This is a genomic window from Paraburkholderia sp. J76 (assembly GCF_905220295.1).
GTDB lineage: Bacteria > Pseudomonadota > Gammaproteobacteria > Burkholderiales > Burkholderiaceae > Paraburkholderia.
The window spans coordinates 404,554-423,836 of the sequence record NZ_CAJMZJ010000003.1; the positions used below are offsets into that span (position 1 = coordinate 404,554).

At 66.9% G+C, this 19,283-nt stretch carries 16 protein-coding genes; 5 read left to right on the forward strand and 11 right to left on the reverse strand.

The annotated features are described in order from the left end of the window. Positions 1–217: 217 nt before the first annotated feature. The 5 genes from U5768_RS08395 to U5768_RS08415 form a co-directional block, all read right to left on the reverse strand. Positions 218–640: a hypothetical protein gene (locus tag U5768_RS08395; RefSeq protein ID WP_322029903.1), complete on the reverse strand. Its 423-nt coding sequence runs from the start codon at positions 638–640 to the stop codon at positions 218–220. Between the two features lie 236 nt (positions 641–876). Continuing rightward, the gene (locus U5768_RS08400; RefSeq protein WP_322029904.1) at positions 877–1,497 is read right to left on the reverse strand and encodes a 2-hydroxychromene-2-carboxylate isomerase; all 621 of its coding nucleotides are present in this window, start codon (positions 1,495–1,497) and stop codon (positions 877–879) included. Positions 1,498–1,583: 86 nt separating this feature from the next. Next, entirely contained in the window at positions 1,584–3,179 is a 1,596-nt protein-coding gene (locus U5768_RS08405) for an efflux transporter outer membrane subunit (protein WP_322029905.1), read from the reverse strand. Continuing rightward, complete coding sequence (locus U5768_RS08410; RefSeq protein ID WP_322030070.1) at positions 3,176–6,313, reverse strand: efflux RND transporter permease subunit; 3,138 nt, start codon at positions 6,311–6,313, stop codon at positions 3,176–3,178. The genes U5768_RS08405 and U5768_RS08410 overlap by 4 nt, the downstream gene beginning before the upstream one ends. A gap of 5 nt (positions 6,314–6,318) precedes the next feature. Continuing rightward, positions 6,319–7,464 carry an efflux RND transporter periplasmic adaptor subunit gene (locus tag U5768_RS08415; RefSeq protein ID WP_322029906.1) on the reverse strand — a complete coding sequence of 382 codons (1,146 nt, stop codon included), beginning with the start codon at positions 7,462–7,464 and terminating at the stop codon, positions 6,319–6,321. 274 nt (positions 7,465–7,738) lie between these two features. On the opposite strand from U5768_RS08415, the gene U5768_RS08420 reads away from it, so the two are divergent. Then, positions 7,739–8,356: a TetR/AcrR family transcriptional regulator gene (locus tag U5768_RS08420; protein ID WP_322029907.1), complete on the forward strand. Its 618-nt coding sequence runs from the start codon at positions 7,739–7,741 to the stop codon at positions 8,354–8,356. 34 nt (positions 8,357–8,390) lie between these two features. Here U5768_RS08420 and U5768_RS08425 read toward each other — a convergent pair whose 3' ends face one another. The 6 genes from U5768_RS08425 to U5768_RS08450 all read right to left on the reverse strand — a co-directional run bounded on the left by U5768_RS08425 (position 8,391) and on the right by U5768_RS08450 (position 14,822). After that, positions 8,391–8,621, reverse strand: coding sequence for a DUF2795 domain-containing protein (locus tag U5768_RS08425; RefSeq protein ID WP_322029908.1), 231 nt, complete (start codon positions 8,619–8,621; stop codon positions 8,391–8,393). Positions 8,622–8,854: 233 nt separating this feature from the next. After that, positions 8,855–9,127: a hypothetical protein gene (locus U5768_RS08430; RefSeq protein ID WP_322029909.1), complete on the reverse strand. Its 273-nt coding sequence runs from the start codon at positions 9,125–9,127 to the stop codon at positions 8,855–8,857. Between the two features lie 247 nt (positions 9,128–9,374). Then, positions 9,375–10,730: a C45 family peptidase gene (locus tag U5768_RS08435; protein WP_322029910.1), complete on the reverse strand. Its 1,356-nt coding sequence runs from the start codon at positions 10,728–10,730 to the stop codon at positions 9,375–9,377. A gap of 139 nt (positions 10,731–10,869) precedes the next feature. Continuing rightward, positions 10,870–12,615 (reverse strand): ClcB-like voltage-gated chloride channel protein, encoded by a 1,746-nt coding sequence (locus tag U5768_RS08440; protein ID WP_322029911.1) that lies wholly within the window; start codon positions 12,613–12,615, stop codon positions 10,870–10,872. A gap of 140 nt (positions 12,616–12,755) precedes the next feature. Next, a complete protein-coding gene (locus tag U5768_RS08445; RefSeq protein ID WP_322029912.1) occupies positions 12,756–13,490 on the reverse strand; it encodes a glutathione S-transferase in 735 nt (244 codons plus the stop codon). A gap of 255 nt (positions 13,491–13,745) precedes the next feature. Then, entirely contained in the window at positions 13,746–14,822 is a 1,077-nt protein-coding gene (locus U5768_RS08450; protein WP_322029913.1) for a YeiH family protein, read from the reverse strand. Between the two features lie 156 nt (positions 14,823–14,978). Between U5768_RS08450 and U5768_RS08455 the strand changes: the two genes are divergently transcribed. From U5768_RS08455 to U5768_RS08470, 4 genes are all read left to right on the forward strand, one after another. After that, the gene (locus tag U5768_RS08455) at positions 14,979–15,911 is read left to right on the forward strand and encodes a LysR family transcriptional regulator (RefSeq protein WP_322029914.1); all 933 of its coding nucleotides are present in this window, start codon (positions 14,979–14,981) and stop codon (positions 15,909–15,911) included. Positions 15,912–16,067: 156 nt separating this feature from the next. After that, complete coding sequence (locus U5768_RS08460) at positions 16,068–16,865, forward strand: TIM barrel protein (RefSeq protein WP_322029915.1); 798 nt, start codon at positions 16,068–16,070, stop codon at positions 16,863–16,865. Between the two features lie 31 nt (positions 16,866–16,896). Beyond that, the gene (locus tag U5768_RS08465) at positions 16,897–17,865 is read left to right on the forward strand and encodes a sugar kinase (RefSeq protein WP_322029916.1); all 969 of its coding nucleotides are present in this window, start codon (positions 16,897–16,899) and stop codon (positions 17,863–17,865) included. Between the two features lie 124 nt (positions 17,866–17,989). Beyond that, positions 17,990–19,273, forward strand: coding sequence for an MFS transporter (locus U5768_RS08470; RefSeq protein ID WP_322029917.1), 1,284 nt, complete (start codon positions 17,990–17,992; stop codon positions 19,271–19,273). Positions 19,274–19,283: the final 10 nt, after the last annotated feature.

Here is a 19,283-nt window from a genome sequence, read left to right on the forward strand (position 1 = left end):
TGTTTTGTTTGGTGAGCAGAATTTCCTTGTGGGCCAAGGAGTTGGTCGAGCTTTCCAGGGCTTTTCCACAGGGCTACCCACTAAATCTGTGGGTAACTCCCGCGCTGACTTTTCCACAGTTTTTGTTGAAGCCCCTGTTCATAACCCTGGGATATCGAAGCTAACTGCCTGATGCCAAAGCCTTTGTGCGCTGGCAACCCGCGTGAGGCATCGTGCATCAAAACACGTTGTCGTAACGCAGTCCGAACGTTTGGCTGTGCGAACCGCGCGAATACGTGACGGCCCAGTGCGCGAGCCACGCGCCGGTGAGTGCGCCGAGTGCGTCGGCGAAGAGATCCTTGTAGGAGAACCCATCGGTTCGGCAGGTGCCGTCGAGCGTTTCCTTAAGAAGTCCCGGCACCGTGCCGATCAGCGTGCCATACACGACGGGGTGGTCCGTGTCGCGTGTGAGCCAGCCGCCGAGCGCGCCGAACGGCGCCGACACCGCGAAGTGCTCGAGCTTGTCGGTGCCGGTCCAGCTATCGCCGGTTTGCAGGCGAAAGCCGCCGCGCGAACCCTCGCAGTCCAGGCCAGCATGGGCGGCGGTACTGGAAATAATTAATAGTGCGAAGCAAATGCCTCGTTTTACTGGATGCCCCATGGTCGTGATCTCTCAGGTTGTCGTGCGTCGCGCCTTCGTCACGGCCCGCTTGCTGTTCGAATGACGCTGCTCCCTCTCCGATGAGGTTGCACTTCCAGATATGTAGGAATGCGAATGATTGTGTGGAAGTGCAGTCAGAAAATCCTGACTCGCATTACGGCGCAGTGTATCAGCTCTGTCTCGAAAATCAGGGTCAGAAATTCCTGACAGAATGACGGTGCGAACGGGGGAGAAGGCTAGGTGAGGTGCTGGTTCTCAGGCACGCCGAGCGCCGCTTCGATGGCGTCTTCGAGCCGGTCGTTACCCCAGAACATCTCGGCTCCGGCAAAAAACGTCGGCGCGCCGAAGATGCCGAGATCGCGAGCCGCCTGGGTCCGCTCGCGCACCCGCAACCGGTTCGCATCGCTAGCGCATTCGTCGATGAGCCTCTGCGCCGGCAGCCCCAGCGCAGTGAGCATCTCTGTGACCGCCGCGGGCGAATCGACCTCGCGGTCGTCGCCATAGTTGCGTGCCATGACGGCGCGGCACCAGGCGGGTAGCCAGGGCTCATCGGCGGCCAGCACGGCGATGCGTGTCGCGAGTACGGCGCGGCGGGGAAACTCGGTGGGCTGCTGCCACGGCAGCGCGTATTTGCGGCACTGCCGGCGCATGTCCTGCCATACGTAAGCGCCTTTTTCCTTCTGCACGACGAAGGGCGGACCTTCCCAGCCGAGTGCGTCGAGAATGGGGCCGAGGAGGAAGGGTCGCCACTGCACGTCCACGCCTTTCCGCGCTGCGAGCGCTTCGATGCGCATCACGCTCAGATAGCTGTAGTTGCTGGCGAGGTCGAACCAGAAGTCGAGCGAAGGGCGGGGCATGGTGTCGTCTCCCTGAAGCGGCTGCGCCGTCTCGTATGGCGCACCGCCGATTATGCTACTCCCGCGCCCGCGGAAAGCCGCGAACGCTACTCGCCCTGCGTGCCTGCGCCCGTGTTAGTTGCGGGCGCAACGACAGCGGCGGTGCTCGCGGCGTGCCCGTTGCCGAGCGTGGCCGGATTGACCGGCGGATTGCCCATCGCCTGGAAGAGGGCGGCCGTATCGGCGAGCCGCGTGCCGCGATAGCGGATTTCGTCGAGCCGCGCGTTGCGCCATTGCTGCTCGCTTTGGCGCACCGCGTACCACGGCACGGCGCCCAGCCGGTAACGCGCGTTGGTGTCATCAAAGACGCCCTGCGCGGTGCGCGCCGAGGTGCTTGCCGCATCGAGGGCCTGGGCGTCGTGTTCGAGCGCCGCGAGACGATCGGCGACATCCTGGAACGCCGTGAGCACCGTTTGCCTGTACGTGTCGTTGGCCGCCGCGTACGACTGCAGTGCGGCGCGCCGCTGCGCGAGGAGCGCGCCGCCGTGGAAGATCGGCTGCGAAAGCGATGCGCCGATCGCCCACAGCGCGCCCGCGCCCGACGTGACGACGGGCCAGCTAAAGCCGCCCTGGCCGAGCGCGGCCGACAGCGTGATGCTCGGGTACATCTGCGCGGTCGCGGCGCCGACACCGGCTGCGGCGGCCTTGAGCGTAGCTTCGGCGGCTTCGATGTCGGGACGGGTTCTCAGGAGTTCTGAAGGAATGACCACCGGCACCTGGGCGGGAAGCGTCAGGCTGACGAGATCGAGGTCGGGCGGCGCCTGGTCGGGCGTGCGGCCAACCAGCACGGCGAGCGCATGGCGCTGCGCGGCCCATTGCTGGCGCAGCCCCGGCAGATTCGCCGCGAGCGACGCCGCGCTCTGCTGTGCGCTGAGCAGATCGGTGCGCGAGGCGGAGCCGAGCGCGTAGCGCTTTTGCACGTCGTCGGCTTGGGCGTTGGCGAGCGCAATCAGCTGCTCGGTCGTGTCGATCTGCGCATGCAGCGTCGCCGCGCCGAGCGCGCTCGCCACGATATTCGCCGCGAGTGCGCGCTGCGCGGCCTCGAACTGAAATGCCTGCACGTTCACACGCGAGGCGAGCGCCGCGTTGTTCAGGCGCGTGGCGCCGAACACGTCGAAGGTATAGCGAACGTCGATCAAGCCCGCAAATAGCGCGTATTGCAACTGGTCGATGCCGAACTGCGGAATCGCCGGCGTCTGCTGGCGTTGGGCGATGCCAAGGGCATCCACGGTCGGCAGGAGCGAACTGCCGATCTGGCCGCGCAACTGCTCGCGCGCCGCTTGCAGGTTATGGTCGGCGGCGGCGAGATTCGGACTGTTGGCGAGACCCTCGTTCACGAGCGCATCGAGTGCGTCGGAGCCGTAGAGCGTCCACCATTGCGGCACCGGTTCCGCGCCCGTCACGAACTGCTGCGCGACGCCCTGGGCGGGGACGGTCTGCGCCGGTTGCTCCTGCGCGCCGTAGTGCTCGGGCTGCGGCATGACGGGCGGCTCGCCCGTCGGTCCCATCGCGCAGCCTGCGAGCGCGAATGCGAATGCGACGGATGCGACGGCGAGCGTCCGGAGCGCAAGCGGTGAGCGTATTGCGCGAAAACGCGCCGCTTTGCGCGCGCCCGACGCCGAAGTCAAGGAAACGATCTTCATGATGCCTGCTCCGGCTTGTTGCCCGTCTCGTCAGTCTCGCTGCTGCGCACGCGGAACGCGGCGGCGTAGGCCGCGGGCAGGAAGAACAGCGTGAGCACGGTCGCAATCGTAATGCCGCCCATGAGCGCCGTGGCCATCGGCCCGAAGAAGTTCGAGCGCAAAAGCGGAATGAGTGCGAGCACGGCGGCCGCGGCGGTCAGCATGATCGGCCGGAAGCGGCGTACCGTTGCGCCCACCACGGCGTCGAAACGCTTGTGTCCCGCACGAATGTCCGTTTCGATCTGATCCACAAGAATCACCGAGTTGCGCATGATGATCCCGAACATCGCGATCACGCCGAGCATGGCCACGAAGCCGAACGGCTGCCGGAACAGGAGCAGGGCGATCACCACGCCGATCAGCCCGAGCGGAGCGGTCAGCACCACCATCAGCACGCGCGTGAGGCTTTGCAACTGGATCATGAGCAGCGTGAGCACGGCAATGGCGAGCACCGGCAACTGCGCGAAGATCGACGCCTGACCCTTCGCGCTTTCCTCCACGGAGCCGCCCACTTCGATGTGGTAGCCGGGCGGCAGCGCGCGCTTGATCGACTCCAGCTTGCGGTCGAGCGCGTGGGTGACGTCGATGCCTTGCGCGCCCGCGCGCACGTCGGACTGCACGGTGATGGTGGGCTGCCGGTCGCGCGACCAGATAACGCCGTACTCCAGATCGTTGGCCAGATGCCCGAGCGCGCCGAGCGGCACCGCGCCGTTGGGCGTGGGCATCGCGAGCGTGAGCAGGCGGGCGGGATCGACACGTTCGGCGGCGGGCGAGCGCAGATCGACGCTGATGAGCTTGTCGCGCTCGCGAAACTGCGTGACGGTGTAGCCCGAGTAGGTCATCTGCAGGAAGTTGGCGATGTCCTGCGACGAAACATTGAGTGCGCGCGCCTTTTGCTGGTCGATCTGGAAATGCAGCGAGCGTCCCGCGGGCTCGTCCCAGTCGAAATTGACGTTGTCGGTGCGCGGATCGTCGCGCATGGTCGCCGCGACCTTGTTGGCGATGTCGCGCACGGTCGGGATGTCGTCGCCGCTCACGCGGAACTGCACGGGATAACCGACGGGCGGTCCGTTTTCGAGGCGCGAGAGGCGCGTGCGAATAGCCGGGAACTGGTCGCGTAGCATCGGTTCGAGCCAGCTTGCGAGTTTCTCGCGATCCTCGACCGACTTCGTCGTGATCACGAACTGCGCGAAGTTGGGCTGCTGCAACTGCTGGTCGAGCGGCAGATAGAAACGCGGCGCGCCGGTGCCGACGAAATCGATGAAATGATCGATCTCGGGGCGGCCCTTGATCGCCGCCTCGAGGCGCTTCGTCTGGCGCAGCGTCGCATCGATCGAGGCGCTTTCGGGCAGCCGCACGTCCACGAGCAGTTCGGGCCGGTCGGAACTCGGAAAGAACTGCTGCGGCACGAGACTGAAGCACGCGAGCGCGGCCACGAAAAGCGCGATGGTCAGGACGAGCACGACGGCATGGCGTTCGATGCACCAGCCGATCCAGCCGCGCAGGCGCCGATAGAAACGCGTGTCGTAAATCTCGTGTTCGTGGTCCTCGCCATGGGCCGCATCCGGATCGGGCTTGCGCTCCGGCAGCAGCCGGTAGCCGAGCAACGGAATCAGCACGACGGCTGCGAACCACGAGGCGATCAGCGCGATCGCGGACACCTGAAAGATCGAGCGCGTGTACTCGCCGGTGCTCGACCTCGCGAGCACGATCGGCAGGAAGCCCGACACGGTGACGAGCGTGCCGGTGAGCATCGGGAACGCGGTGCTGGTGTATGCGAACGCGGCGGCGCGCGTGCGGTTCCAGCCCTGCGCGAGCTTCACGGCCATCATCTCGACGGAAATGATGGCGTCGTCCACGAGCAGGCCGAGCGCGAGCACCAGCGTGCCGAGCGAGACCTTGTGCAGACCGATGCCGAAGAGATACATCGCAAGCGAGGTGACGGCGAGCACGATCGGAATGGTGATGACCACCACCATGCCCGTGCGCACGCCGAGCGAGACGAGGCTCACGAGCAGCACGATGCCCACGGCCTCGGCCACGGCTTCGACGAAGTCGTCCACCGAGCGCGCGACGGCGTCGGGCATGCTCGACACTTCCACGAGCTTCAGCCCGGCAGGAAGTTGCGCGCGCAACTGTTCGACGCGCGCATCGAGCGCCTTGCCAAGGCGAATCACGTCGCCGCCCGGCTGCATCGTGAGGCCGATGCCAAGGACTGCCTGGTTCTGGAAGCGCATCTGCGTGGCGAGCGGCTCGTCGTAGCCGCGCCGGATCGTCGCGATGTCGCCCAGACGAAACGTGCGGTCGTTCACGCGAATCAGCGTATCGGCGAGCGCCTTGAGGTCCTCGAACTGGCCGCTCGGGCGCACGAACACACGGTCGTCGGCGGTCGTGAGCGTGCCCGCCGCCGAGACGCTGTTCTGCGCGCCGATCACCTGGCCTAGCTGCGTGGGCGAAATGCCGAGGCGCGTGAGCTGCGTGTTCGGAATCTCGATGTAGATGCGCTGCTGCGGATCGCCGAAATAATCGACCTTGCCGACGTCGGGCACGCGCAGCAGTTGCTCGCGCAACTTGTCCGCGTAGTCGTGCAGTTGCGCGGGCGAAAAGCCGTCGCCTTCCAGCGCGTAGATGTTGGTGTAGACGTCGCCGAATTCGTCGTTGAAGAACGGCCCCTGTACGCCCTGGGGCAGCGTGTACGCAATGTCGCCGACCTTCTTGCGAACCTGATACCAGGTCTCGCGCACTTCGCTCACGGGCGCGGAATCCTTCATCGTGAAGAACACAAGCGATTCGCCTGGCCGCGAGTAGCTGCGCAGAAAGTCGATATAAGGCGTTTCCTGCAGCTTGCGGCCGATGCGGGTGGTCACCTGGTCCTCCACCTCGCGCGCGCTGGCGCCAGGCCAGAAGGTCTGGATGACCATCACGCGGAACGTGAACGGCGGGTCTTCCGACTGCGCGAGCCGCGTATAGGCGAGCGCGCCGAAGATCGTTGCCAGCGCGACGAGAAAGGTGACGAGCGCGCGATGCCGAAGCGCCCACGCCGAAAGATTGAAGCGGCCCTCTTCGTGATCGGCGCCCGGACCCGGGCCGGTCATCTGGGTCATGACGCGAAGTCCTCGGGATGCAGCGGCGCGACCGGGCGCACCTGCTCGCCCGCGTGGACCGTATGCACGCCTTGCAGCACGATGCGCTCGCCGTCCTGCAGACCGCCCGCCACGGTGATGGTGCGCGCGTCGTAGCGCGCGACGCTCACGCGGCGCAGTTGCAGCACGTTGTCGGGCGCGTGCACGACCCAGATCGCGGGCGCCTCGCCGTCGTGGAAGAGCGCGGTGGCCGGCACGGTGAAAGCGGGCGGCGCGTTCGCCTGGTTCGGGGCCGCGAACGCCACGGTGGCGGTCATGCCCAGGCGCACGTTGGCATCGGGATGTTCGAGCGTGAGCCTCGCGCGCCACGTACGGCTTTGCGGGTCGGCAGCGGCGGCGAGTTCGCGCAGACGCGCCGTGTAGTGGCGGCCGGGCAGGGCGCCGAGCGTGACCTGCGCGGTGTCGCCGGTGCGCAGCGCGGCCACGGCGCCCTCGGGCAGGTCGCACACCACGTCGATCTCGCCGGTCCACGCGAGCTGGTAGACGGCCTGGCCGGCCTGCACGTTCTGGCCGGTATCGGCGTTTTCGGCGGTGATGACGCCCGCGTGATCGGCGACGATCTGCGTATAGCGCAACTGGTTCCTGGCCAGCGCGAGCTGCTGCTGCGCCTGCGCCTGCTGGGCCGCGGCCGATGCGTAGGCATCCTGCGTCTGTTCGAGTTGGGCGCGGGCGATGAGATTGGCCGCCGACTGGGCCGTATCGCGGTCGAGTTGCTGCTTCGCGAACACGAGACGATGCTGCGCGGCGTCGAACTGCGCCTGCGCGCTCGCCGCGTTCTTTTCGAAATCAGCCGGATCGAGCCGCGCAAGCGTCTGGCCGGGCTTGACGTTGTCGCCAAGTCGCACGTTGCGCTCGATGATCTTGCCGTTCACGCGAAACGAAAGCGGCGTGGCGTTGCGAGCCTCGATCTCGCCAGGATAGGCGGCGCTCACGCCGCCGCCGTCGGGATGCACAGTCATCGAAACGACGGGGCGCGGTGGCGGCGCCGCTTCCTTCTGCTTGCCGCACGCACCCAGCGCCGCAAGCGCCGCAACGCCGAGTGCGAGCACGACCTTCGCGGCGCGCCGGCCTGGCGCCCTGGATTTTCCGATACCACTGCGCATCCTGCTCGATGCGCCACGACCGCAACGATTCACTTGGACCTCGCTTGGACCTCGACATGCCTTTCGCGCACGCAGACCGCAAATACCGCCTGACTGGTTGCGCCGCCATTTGAGTCGCGGGGAGTCGCGGGCGCAAGCGCGAGCCGCGCACCCGTCCCGGACCCGGGATGATGAGCCGGATTCTAATACAACCTTGTATCTGGATGCGAAACTGAATCCGAGGAATGATTCAGTGCTAGACTCGCTTTCATCCACGACACATAACGACGTCCCCATGAAGCGCATTCGACTCACCCGCGAGCAAAGCCGCGATCAGACGCGCGAGCGCCTGCTCGACGCCGCGCAGGCCCTGTTCATGAAAAAGGGGTTCGTGGGGGCGAGCGTGGAGGATATCGCGCACATGGCCGGGTACACGCGCGGCGCGTTCTACTCGAATTTTTCCGGCAAGTCGGACCTGCTGGTGGAATTGCTGCGGCGCGATCACGAAGCCATGCAGACCGACTTGCGCGCCATCTTCGCAACCGAAGTGTCCCGCGAGCAGATGGAGGCGCGCGTGCTCACCTATTACAGCCGCATGCCGCAAGACAACAAGGTTTTCCTGCTGTGGGTGGAAGCCAAACTGCTGGCCGCGCGCGACGCGCGCTTTCGCACGCGCTTTAACGCCTTCATGACGGAGAAGCGCCAGAGTCTCGCCGTGTATATCGAGGAATTCGCGGCGCGCGTGGGCACCCCCATGCCGCTCGATCCCGAATTGCTCGCGGTCGGGCTGATGGGGTTGTGCGACGGGATGCAATTTCTCTCCACGGCCGATCCGCAGCATGTCACGCCGCCCGTCGTCGAAACCGTGTTGGGAACCTTTTTCGCGCGAGTCGTGTTCGGCCGCGCCGCCTGAGTGCGGCGCGCACGAGGCCCACGGCCGGCGCGCTTCAGGCGCCGAGGCCAGGGCCGTAGTTACTGCCGATCAGCCGCGTAACGGACGCGACGTCCTGATAGTCCTGCTCCGGCAGGCCGTCGAGAATGGCCAGCACTTCGTTGCTGGCCCCGGCCTCGCGCGCGGCATCGACGAGTTCGTCCTTGTTGGCGGGCCAGGGCACGTCGCGCAGGACATCGGCGAATTGCAGGTCGATGGGTTCGTCGGGAATGCGAGAGGCTGACATGCTTGGCGTCCTTTGCGCGAGCGGCCGGCATGGGGGGCCCGCGTCGTCGTCTCGTTCGTTATGCGGAATTTGCGGAATTTGTTCAGATTTTGCCCGCGCTTCGGATCCATCTGCATGGCATCGCAGCGCTAGCGTCGCGCCTCAAGCATACACAATCCGCCACGCGCGCCTTCGCGGCGTGCGCACGCGCTACTCATTCGCCGCATGTTCGCCACCCGTGCCGGTTAGCCTCGTCAGGTCTGTTCGTGCAGGTCGGGGCTTAATGTCTTGTCGATGCGATGCGACCTGGGCAACGTCAGGTACTCCCAGCGCTGCCGGCCGTTCGCCGTCACAGGCACATCGGGGGCGGGCGGCGCTACAGGGGCGTCGTAGGCGTGGGACTGTGCACTTGCGAGCGGAATGTGCGCGCTGGCCTGGGCGAGCGGCGAGTCTTGCGCGGTGCGTACCGGAGCGGCGAAGCAGGATGCCGACAACAGCACGGTGGTCATCAGTGTCGAGGTTTTCATCGCTCGACCTCCTTTCTCATGCGGCCCAAAGGTCGCAGCAAGCGCCGTACCGCGTTCGCCATGTGGGGTGGCGAAGCAGGCAGCCGCGCCAGCCGGGGCGGCCAGGCGCGCCGCTACGCAAGGGCGCAACGAGCCGCCGGAACGGCCCATGTGCGCGACGCGCATACGGAAATACCATGATGGCAGGAAATACGCCGGCGCGTCTCGAACACGCGTGCTTTTTTTGGGGCGATGCCGCTATGCGTGACTATCGGGACGCCCGGCGCAGCGCCTCCAGGCGTACCCACGGCCAAGATGGACGGTCGCGCATATAGCCGTTGAGCCAGTTCCATTGCGGGTGGCGCTGCATGAACGCCTGCGCGTCGAACGGGCGGCCGCACGGATGACCCCAGCGCGCCCAGAACGACAGATCGCGCGCCATGTCGCTGTCGACCACCTTGCCGTCGTTCGCGCCCCACGGGTTGAACGGCCCATGGTCCGCGCCGCCGAAGCGCGCGTCGTCGAGTTCGAGATGGCCGCAGATCGTGCGCGAGCAAGGGTTGTCGCTACGTTCGAGGTAGACGTCGTGATGGTCCGCGATCATCGCCTTGGCGAGTTCGGCGTCGATCGCGCCGCGATGCTCCTGCGCGAGCTGCATGAAGCGCAGGCGTCGCGCCCCGTTGCGGCGCACATCGGTGTAATCGTCGGCCTCGCCGGCGCATTCCTGATTGCGGATCTTGAGGTCGGTGGCCGTGTTGAAGCCGCTATAGAAGCCGTCTTTCGTGCTCTCGAAGCCCGCGTGCTGGAGGCCCAGTTCATAGCGCGCGATCTCGCCCGTTTTGGCGTCGCCGAGGAGCCAGCTATTCACGTAACCCGCATTGTTCGCCTGCGCGAACATTTCGCACCACTGCGCAATGCTCGACGCATACTGCGTCGCCCGGCGCGAGCGATAGAACTCGGGAGCGCCGTTCGCCCGGTAGCCGACGAAGTTCGAGATGGTCGTCTCCGTCACCATCAGGCCCGCGTCGTTGATCCAGAAGTCGGTGAGGCTCGAGATGCAGCCGGGCAACCCCTGCATGAGGATGCGGTGGCCCGCGTCGGGCACGATATCGAACACGATGTTGAAGGCGTCGCCGGCCGCGTAACGGTCCCACGAGTTATGCGCCATGACGATGCGTCCGTCGCGCGTCGCGCTGCCCGTGGCGATGAACGCGCTGCAATGGTGGCCGCGCCGCCCGCGCCATGGACGCACCACATGCCCTTGTTGCGCTTGCTGCGCTGCCACATGAACGGGCCACCAGCTTTGCAGCAGGTCCATATAGCCGTTCCACGCGAGCACTTCGGCGAATTTGAGACCCGCGCCGTCGGCGATGCCCTGAATTTCGTCGGCGAATTCGGTGTCGAGGCGCGGCGCGAACTGCGCAATCGCGGCGTTGACGAAGGTGTCGAAGTCCTCGCCGGTGTCCCATTTCGCGAGGTAGCGCGCGGTGCGGATCGCGTTGCGGATTTCGTTGGCGAGCAGCTTGCCGTGCTGCTCGCCGCGGTCGTAAGGCTCGCCCTGCAGATGCACGAATATCCAGCCCGCGTGATCGCGGCGTACGGCTTCGGGTGAGGGGTCGCTCATCTTCGCTCCGGTCGTCCCAGCGTCGATTTTCGCGGCCGCCTCCGCGCGTCGGTGCGCGGGCCGCGTGGCGCTTGCCCCTGAATTCTAGAAAATCCGCTGCGCTTTGCCACGCGCCTCACACGCCACGCGCGGGCGAAACCTAGCGCTCGGCGTTCATGCGCTGATAGGCATCGAGGAGCGAAGTTTTGTACACCACGCCCGCGAGCGTCGGCTCGCGCGTGCTTTCGACCACGGGCAGGCGCTCGCCCTGAAACGACATGAAGTGCTGCAGGCCCACGGCGAGCGGCATGTCGGGCGTGAGCACGTCGAAGGTCGGCTTCAGATAGTCGCGGGCGTGCCTGTTCGACGTATCGCGCTTTTGCAGCAGGTCCGAGGTGATGTCGGCCAGCGCGACCGCGCCGAGAAAGCGCCCCGTCTCGTCGGTCACGTAGAGGTACTTCACCGGATATTCGAGGAACACGCGCGTCATTTCCTGCACCGTGGCGCTTTCCAGCACCACGGTCTGCGCGGGGCGCACCAGCTCGCGCATCTGCGTCATGCGCAGGCGCATGCGCGCGGCTTCCTCGCGGTTGCGATGCAGCGTGATCTCGTACATCGACGCCTTGCCGATCGCGCGCGCGACGAAATACGCCACCACGCACGAAAGCATGAGCGGCAGGACCACCTGGTAGCTCAGCGTCATCTCGAAGATCATCAGGATCGCCATGAGCGGCGCCTGGGTCGCGCCCGCGAGGAACGCGCCCATGCCCACGACCGCGTAGGCATACGACGCGGAGGTGCTGTCGGGCCAGATCGCGTGCATGCCCTGGCCGAACAGGCAGCCGAGCACGGCGCCCATGAAGAGCGTAGGCGTGAACACGCCGCCCACGGCGCCCGAGCCGACCGTCGCCGCCGTGGCAATGAGCTTGAAAACGAGCACCGTGGCGAGCGCGGTCCACGTCCAGGGCGAATGCAGGATGGAGTTCACGACGCTATAGCCGTTGCCCCACACCTCGGGCGTCCACACCGAGAGGATGCCGACCACGAGACCGCCCAGCGCGAGCCGCACGGGCAGTGGCGCGTTGAGCCGGCCGAAGCATTTTTTCGCGGTGTCCATCATCACGAGAAATTGCGGGGCGAGCGCGCCGCACAGCAGGCCGAGCGCCACGAACAGCAGCACCTCGACGCCCGTCACGGCGGGAAACACCGGCATCTCGTACGGCGGTTTGTAGCCAGCGAACTCGCGCATCGTGATGTTGGCGACCACGGACGAAACGACGATCGGCCCGAAGCTCTCCATGACAATGGAGCCGAGCACGATCTCGGTCACGAAGAAGGCGCCCGCGATGGGCGCGTTGTACGCCGAGGTGATACCGGCCGCCGCGCCGCACGCGACGAGCAGGCGCAGCCGTGACGGATCGAAGTGGACCCAGCGGCCGATCAGCGACGCGGCGAGCGCGGCCAGTTGCACCATCGGGCCCTCGCGGCCGATCGAGCCGCCGCTCGCGATGGTGAAAAGCGACGACAGGCTGCGCCAGATGCTCGTGCCCACGGGCATGACGCCTTCGCCGATCGCCACGGCCTCGATGTAGTCGGCGTGCATCGCCTTGCTGCCGGTGCTGGGCGTCTTGCGCCGCGCGAGCAGCAGCAGGCATCCCGCGATGAAGCCGCCCACGGTCGGCATCCAGATGCGCCGGTGCCACGGCAGATGGCGCGCCATTTCGACGAGACTGCCGTCGCTGCCCGTGAAAAGCATCTGCACGTGCGCGATGCCCTCGCGAAAGATCACGGTCGCAAACGCGCCCGCCACGCCGACGATGACCGACCAGATCAGCATCGTGTGGGCGTCGGACAGGCGAAAGAGGTCGCGGGCGCGGGTGCGCAGTTTCAGCAGGAATGACAGCACGGCGGGCGGGTCAGGTTACGGGTGAAAGAAAGCCGCACGTGCGCGGGGCGCGACGTGCGGCGGGAAGCACAACGGGTAACGCTGGCAACTGCGGCTGGGCAACTGCGCGGCGGCGGCCCTCACGCACGGCCCGCTCGCATTCAGTGCGCGGCCCGGTCGAGTTCGGGGTAGTGCCGGAAGATGCCCGTTTCGTTGAATGGCAGCCGCCGCTCCGAGTCGAGATAGGCGGCGATGTTCGGCCGCTTCGCCACGGCGTCGTGCAGCGCGACGACGTGCGGATAGTGATCCGCGAAATGCTTCGTCGCTTTCGGAAACGCGTAGCGCAGCCCCTCGACGATCTGAAACATCGAAAGATCGACATAGGTGAGCGCGTTGCCGACCATGTGACGCGGGCCGTCCGGATTCTGCGCGAGCACGCGCTCGAAATAGCCCATGAATTTCGGAATGCGATGCTTGATGAAATCCGCCGAGCGCGTCTTCGCGGCGTCCTTCTGGTCTTCGTAGTAGAGGCCGCTTGCGATCGGATGATGCGTGTCGTGCGCCTCGGTCACGAGGTCCGCGATCGTGAGCTGCAGGCCGTTCGCGACGATGCGCAAGCCCTCGTCGCGCGGGGCGAGCTTGAGCTTCGGGCCCAGATAGAAAAGGATGTTGGCCGTTTGCGACACGATGAGGTCGCCGTCCTTGAGAAAGGGCGGGGCGTACGGCGGATAGGGCTCGTCGCCCTCCAGCTCGCCCATCATCGCGCCGATGCCAAGGCCGTCCTTCTTCTCGCCGCGCGCGACGTCCACGTAACGGGCCTGCGCTTCTTCCAGCGCGAGCCGCACGAATTCGCCCCGGCCCTGCAAACCGTCCCAGTAATAAAGCTCGTATGCCATCGGTCGTCCCCTTGCGTTCGTGGCCGTGCTCGCCACGGCCTGCGCGGCCGCTGTCCACGCACCGGACAGCAGCGCACAGTATGGCTCGCAACCGTCGCGCCCGGTTCGCGCGTGGCACGCGTTCGCGAGATGGCGCAAGGCTGCCGCGCGCAAAAACGCAACAAGCCCCGCGGCGGGCGGGGCGAGCGGGGCCGGTGGCCAAAAGCGCCGGCACAGGGGGGATGGGGTCGGGGCGCGCGGCCCCCGGGCGAGGGGTCATCCGAACAGACGCTGCACGCCCCAGGTGATCGCGAGGCCGCCGCCCACCAGCCACAGGTAGATGATGAAACCGGCGGTCAGCGCGCGCGGACCGGCCTGGCGGATCTGCGAGACGCGCGTCTCGATGCCGAGCGCCGTCATTGCCATGGTCAGCGCGAAGGTGTCGAGCGTGTTGATGGTGTGGGTGGCCGTATCGGGCAGCACGTGGAGCGAATTCACGACGACGAGCGCGAGGAAGCCGAGCGCGAACCAGGGCACCGCGAGCTTGCGCGCGCCGCCGTGGCTGGCGTGGCCGTCGCCGTTTGCCTTGCTGCGCGCCGAGCGGTTGAGCCACACGCCGAGCACGAGCAGCACCGGCACGAGGAGCATCACGCGCGTCATCTTGACGATGGTGGCGATGTGCGTGGCCTCCGGGCTCACGTTGCTCGCCGCGCCGACGACCTGCGCGACTTCGTGAATCGTGCCGCCGAAAAAGAGCCCGGCGCCGAGCGTATCCAGATGCAGCCAGCCCGCGCGGAACAGCACCGGGTAGAGGAACATCGAAAGCGTGCCGAACAGCACGACACTGCCCACGGCCATGGCGCTCTTGTGCGGCTTCGATTGCAGCGTGGATTCGAAGGCGAGCACGGCGGCCGCGCCGCAGATGGCGCTGCCCGCCGCCGTGAGAATGGCGGTGTCGCGGTCGAGCTTCAGCACCTTCATGCCGACCCAGGTGCCGATGACCAGCGTGCTGACGACGATCACGATCGATTCGACGAGCCCGGGCACGCCGACCTGGGCGATTTCCTGGAGGCTTACGCGCAGGCCGAAGAACGCCACGGCGATGCGCAGCAGCTTGCGCGCCGAGAAGTTCACGCCGGCGGCCCAGCTTTCCGGCATGCCGTCGCGCAGTGCATTGCCGTAGATCGCGCCCGCAACGATGCCCACGATCAGCGGGCTCATGCCGAGCCCGGCGATGGCGGGCAGCGATGCGATGCTGGTGACGGCTGCCGCGAAGAGCGCGACGAACAGCACGCCGTTGAGCTGCCCCCGGGTGGACGGCAACGCGTGCGCGAGACTGCTGGGTGTGGACATGACGGCCTCTCTACCGGGTGCGTATCGGGCGACCCGGTCGAATAATGGGGTAGCGAACAACTCGCTATCGAATGGCCTAATCCTAATTTAGGTATATCGATATGAAAAATCGTGATTTGTGACGTAATATATAGGACAACACGATGATTTTCCACAATGACCCCGGAACAACTGATAACTTTCGCCGCCGTCGCCGAGCATCTCAACATCAGCCGAGCGGCGCTGGCGCTGCATTTGTCGCAGCCGGCCGTTTCGGGCCAGTTGCGGCTGCTGCAGGAGGAAATCGGCGAGCCGCTTTATCAGCGTGACGGCCGCGGGGTGCGCCTCACGCCCACGGGCGAACAGCTCGCGGGCTATGCGGCGCGCCTGCGCGACACCTGGCGCGACGCGCTCACCTACCGCGACGCATTGCGCGGCCTCGAACGCGGCACGCTGCGCATCGGCGCGACCACCACGCCCGCGAGCTACCGGCTGCCGTACCTGGTGGCGCAATTCCACGCGCGTTATCCGCAGGTCAAGCTCGAAACGTCGAGCGGCAATACGACGGATGTCGTGGGCATGCTGGGAACGGTCGATATCGCGCTGATCGAAGGGCCCGTGGGCGAGCAGTTGCCGCCCGACACGGCCGTGCATCCGTGGCACGAGGACGAAATCGTCGCCATCGTGCCGCGCGCCCACGCGCTGGCGTCGCAACCCGACGACGCGAAAGGAGTGCCCGCCGCGCCCGCGCCCGCCATCACGGTGGAAACGCTCGCGCAATGGCCGCTCGTGCTGCGCGAGGACGGTTCGGGCGTGCGCCAGGTGGTCGAGCGCGCGTTCGCGCGTGCGGGCGTTCCCATGCGCGTCGCGCTGGAAATCGCCGGCGTGGAAGGCGTGAAGGAGGCGGTGCGCGCGGGTATGGGTATCGGCTTCGTCTCGGCCATGTCGATGCGCCACGAAAACGGCGCCTTGCGGCAGATCAGTCTTGGCCCCCAACCGCTTGCGCGGCGGTTCTCCATTCTTGTGCCGCACGCGGGCGCCGCCTCGCGCGTCGCGCAGCGCTTTCTGGAACTGTGTCTGGCCGAAGTTCGGGCGCCCGAGTCACCTTGATCGCCCGACCCAGGGCAATCCAGAATGGCGGCCCGGGCGGCTAGCGCGCACTATCCGCCCTAATCAAGCGGCGCGCAGGCGCTTTTTTTCGGACGGGATTTGGAACCGGTTCCAAAAAAATAGACCGCACGACGGCAGGCACCAGGAAGAAAGGCAATGGCGGAAGTAGCAATCGTGGCGAGCGCGTTCGGCGCGCAGGCAATCTGGCGTGACGGTCACGCGGCGTGGAGCCGGCCTGCGCGGCGCGCGGGCGCGCAGGCGTTCGAAGTGCGGCGCGAGCTGATGCACGATGCCGACGCGCAGCCCGATGCGCTGCGCGCGCTCGGGACGGCGCTAGCGGGCGAGGGATTGTGGCGCGTCTGGTCCACGCCGGACGCGCTGTATGACGAGAACGGCGCGCTCGACGAGGCGGCGCTTCGCACCGCGGTCGCCGCTGGCCGGGCGCTCGGCGCGCGGTTCGTGAAGCTGCAACTCGGCGGTTTCGCAGGCGATGCTCACGCGGCGCGCCTTGCGGCGCTGCTCGAAGCACTGCGCGCACGCACAGGCGACACCGGTGAAGCAGGCGACGGCCCGCGCGTCGTCGTCGAGAATGGCCAGCTCGAACAGGGCGGCAAGCTCGGCCAGTTCACCGGTCTCTTCAACGCGCTGCGCGCGGGCGGCGCGCCGGGCGTGATCGGCATGACCTTCGACATCGGCAACTGGCAATGGCCGGGCGAGCCGCCGCTGCTGGCCGCCGCCGCGCTCGCGCCGTTTGTCGAATACATCCACTGCAAGGCCGTAGTGGGCGAGGGCGCGCGCCGCTTCGCCGCCGCGCCGCACGACGACGACGCCCTGTGCCGCGCCGCGCTCGCGTTGCTGCCAACCCACGTGCCGCGCGGCATCGAGTTTCCGTTCGACCCGGCGCGCGTGGACCGCGACGCCGCGCATTACGTCGAGTGGCTCGCGGCCGCTTGAGCCCCCAAACGATTCGTCAGGAACGCATCTCATGTCTGAAGCACTCGATGTCATCACTTACGGCGAGGCAATGGCGATGTTCGTCGCCACCGAGCCGGGTCCGCTCGCGCAGGTCGCGCACTTCACCAAACGCGCGGCGGGCGCGGAACTCAATGTCGCGACCGGCCTCGCGCGCCTCGGTTTCAAGGTAGGCTGGATGAGCCGCGTGGGCGACGATTCGTTCGGCCAGTTCGTGCGCGGCGTGCTTGCGCACGAGGGCATCGACGCGCGCTGCGTGAGCACCGACACGCGTTTTTCGACCGGCTTCCAGCTCAAGTCGAAAAACGACGACGGCAGCGATCCCGCCGTCGAATATTTCCGCCGCGGGTCGGCCGCGAGCAAGCTATCGGCGTGCGACTATCGGGCCGACTATGTGCTCGGCGCGCGCCATCTGCACCTGAGCGGCGTGGCGCCGGCGATCTCGTCGTCCTCGCGCGAACTGGCGTTCAAGCTCGCGCACGAGATGCGCGCCGCGGGCCGCACGATCTCGTTCGACCCGAACCTGCGCCCGACGCTCTGGGGCTCGCAAGCCGAGATGGTCGGCACGCTCAACGAACTCGCGAGCTTCGCCGACTGGGTGCTGCCGGGCGTAGGCGAAGGCCGCGTGCTGACGGGATCGGACGATCCCGAAGCCATCGCGCAGTTTTACCTTTCGCGCGGCGCGCGCGGCGTGATCGTCAAGCTGGGCGCCGAGGGCGCGTACTACGCTACCGCCGAAGGCGAGCAGGGCCGCGTGGCGGCGCAGCGCGTGGAACGCGTGGTCGATACCGTGGGCGCCGGCGACGGCTTCGCCGTGGGCGTGGTGAGCGCATTGCTCGAAGGGCGCGCGCTTGCAGCGGCGGTGGCTCGCGGCAACCGCATCGGCGCGCTGGCCGTGCAGGTGATCGGCGACTCGGAAGGATTGCCGACGCGCGCGCAGCTCGACGCGCTCGAAGGCGCGCAAACGCAGGCCGTTGCGTAGCGGGCCAGGCAGGGACAAACACGGACCAAGCGGCGCGCGGCAGATTCGCAAGCGGCGCGCCGAATGAGATGAGACCAGAGGGCGGCCCTGTCAGGTGCCGAGCCCCATTCAACTGGAGACACCGATGACCTCAACCTCGCTCGCACCGCGCCGCTGGTGGGCAATCATGCCGATCGTGTTCATCACGTACAGCCTGGCCTACCTCGACCGCGCCAACTACGGCTTCGCCTCGGCGGCGGGCATCAATCGCGATCTCGGCATCAGTCCGGGGCTGTCCTCGCTGATCGGCGCGCTGTTCTTCCTCGGCTACTTCTTCTTCCAGTTGCCGGGCGCCATGTACGCCGAGCGGCGCAGCGTGCGCACGCTCGTGTTCGCAAGCCTCGTGCTGTGGGGCGGCTGTGCCGCGCTCACGGGTGTGGTCACGAACATTCCGTCGCTCATGGCGATCCGGTTCGTGCTCGGCGTGGTCGAAGCGGCCGTGATGCCCGCCATGCTCATCTTCATCAGCAACTGGTTCACGAAGTCCGAGCGCTCGCGCGCCAACACGTTCCTGATCCTCGGCAATCCCGTTACGGTGCTGTGGATGTCGGTCGTTTCGGGCTATCTCGTGCATGCGTTCGGCTGGCGACACATGTTCATCGCGGAAGGCGTGCCGGCGGTCGTGTGGGCAGTGTGCTGGTGGTTCCTCGTGCGCGACAAGCCCGCGCAGGTGAGCTGGCTCTCCGACGACGAAAAGCGCGCGCTCGACGCCGCGATGCGCGCCGAACAGGCCGCCATCAAGCCGGTGCGCAACTACGCCGAGGCGTTTCGCACGCCCGCCGTGATGCTGCTCTCGGCACAGTACTTCTGCTGGAGCATCGGCGTGTACGGTTTCGTGCTGTGGCTGCCGTCGATCGTGAAGAGCGGCTCGTCGCTCGGCATGGTCGAAACGGGCTGGCTCTCCGCCGTGCCTTACCTCGCGGCGACCATCGCGATGCTCGCCGCGTCGTGGGCCTCGGACAAGCTCGATAATCGCCGCGCGTTCGTGTGGCCGTTCCTGCTGGTCGGCGCGCTTGCGTTCGCGCTCTCCTACGCGCTCGGCTCGACGCACTTCTGGATTTCCTATTCGCTGCTCGTGGTGGCGGGCGCCGCGATGTACGCGCCATACGGCCCGTTCTTCGCGATCGTGCCCGAACTGCTGCCGAAGAACGTGGCCGGCGGCGCGATGGCGCTCATCAACAGCATGGGCGCGCTCGGTTCGTTCGTCGGGTCGTACGTGGTCGGCTATCTGAATGGCGCGACGGGCTCGCCTGCGGCATCCTATGCGTTCATGAGCGCGGCGCTCCTCGTTTCGGTGGGCCTCACGCTCGCCGTCAGGCCGCAGCGCGTCGCCGCCGGCGGTTATGCTTCGCCGGTTCACGGAAAATAACGTCTCTTGC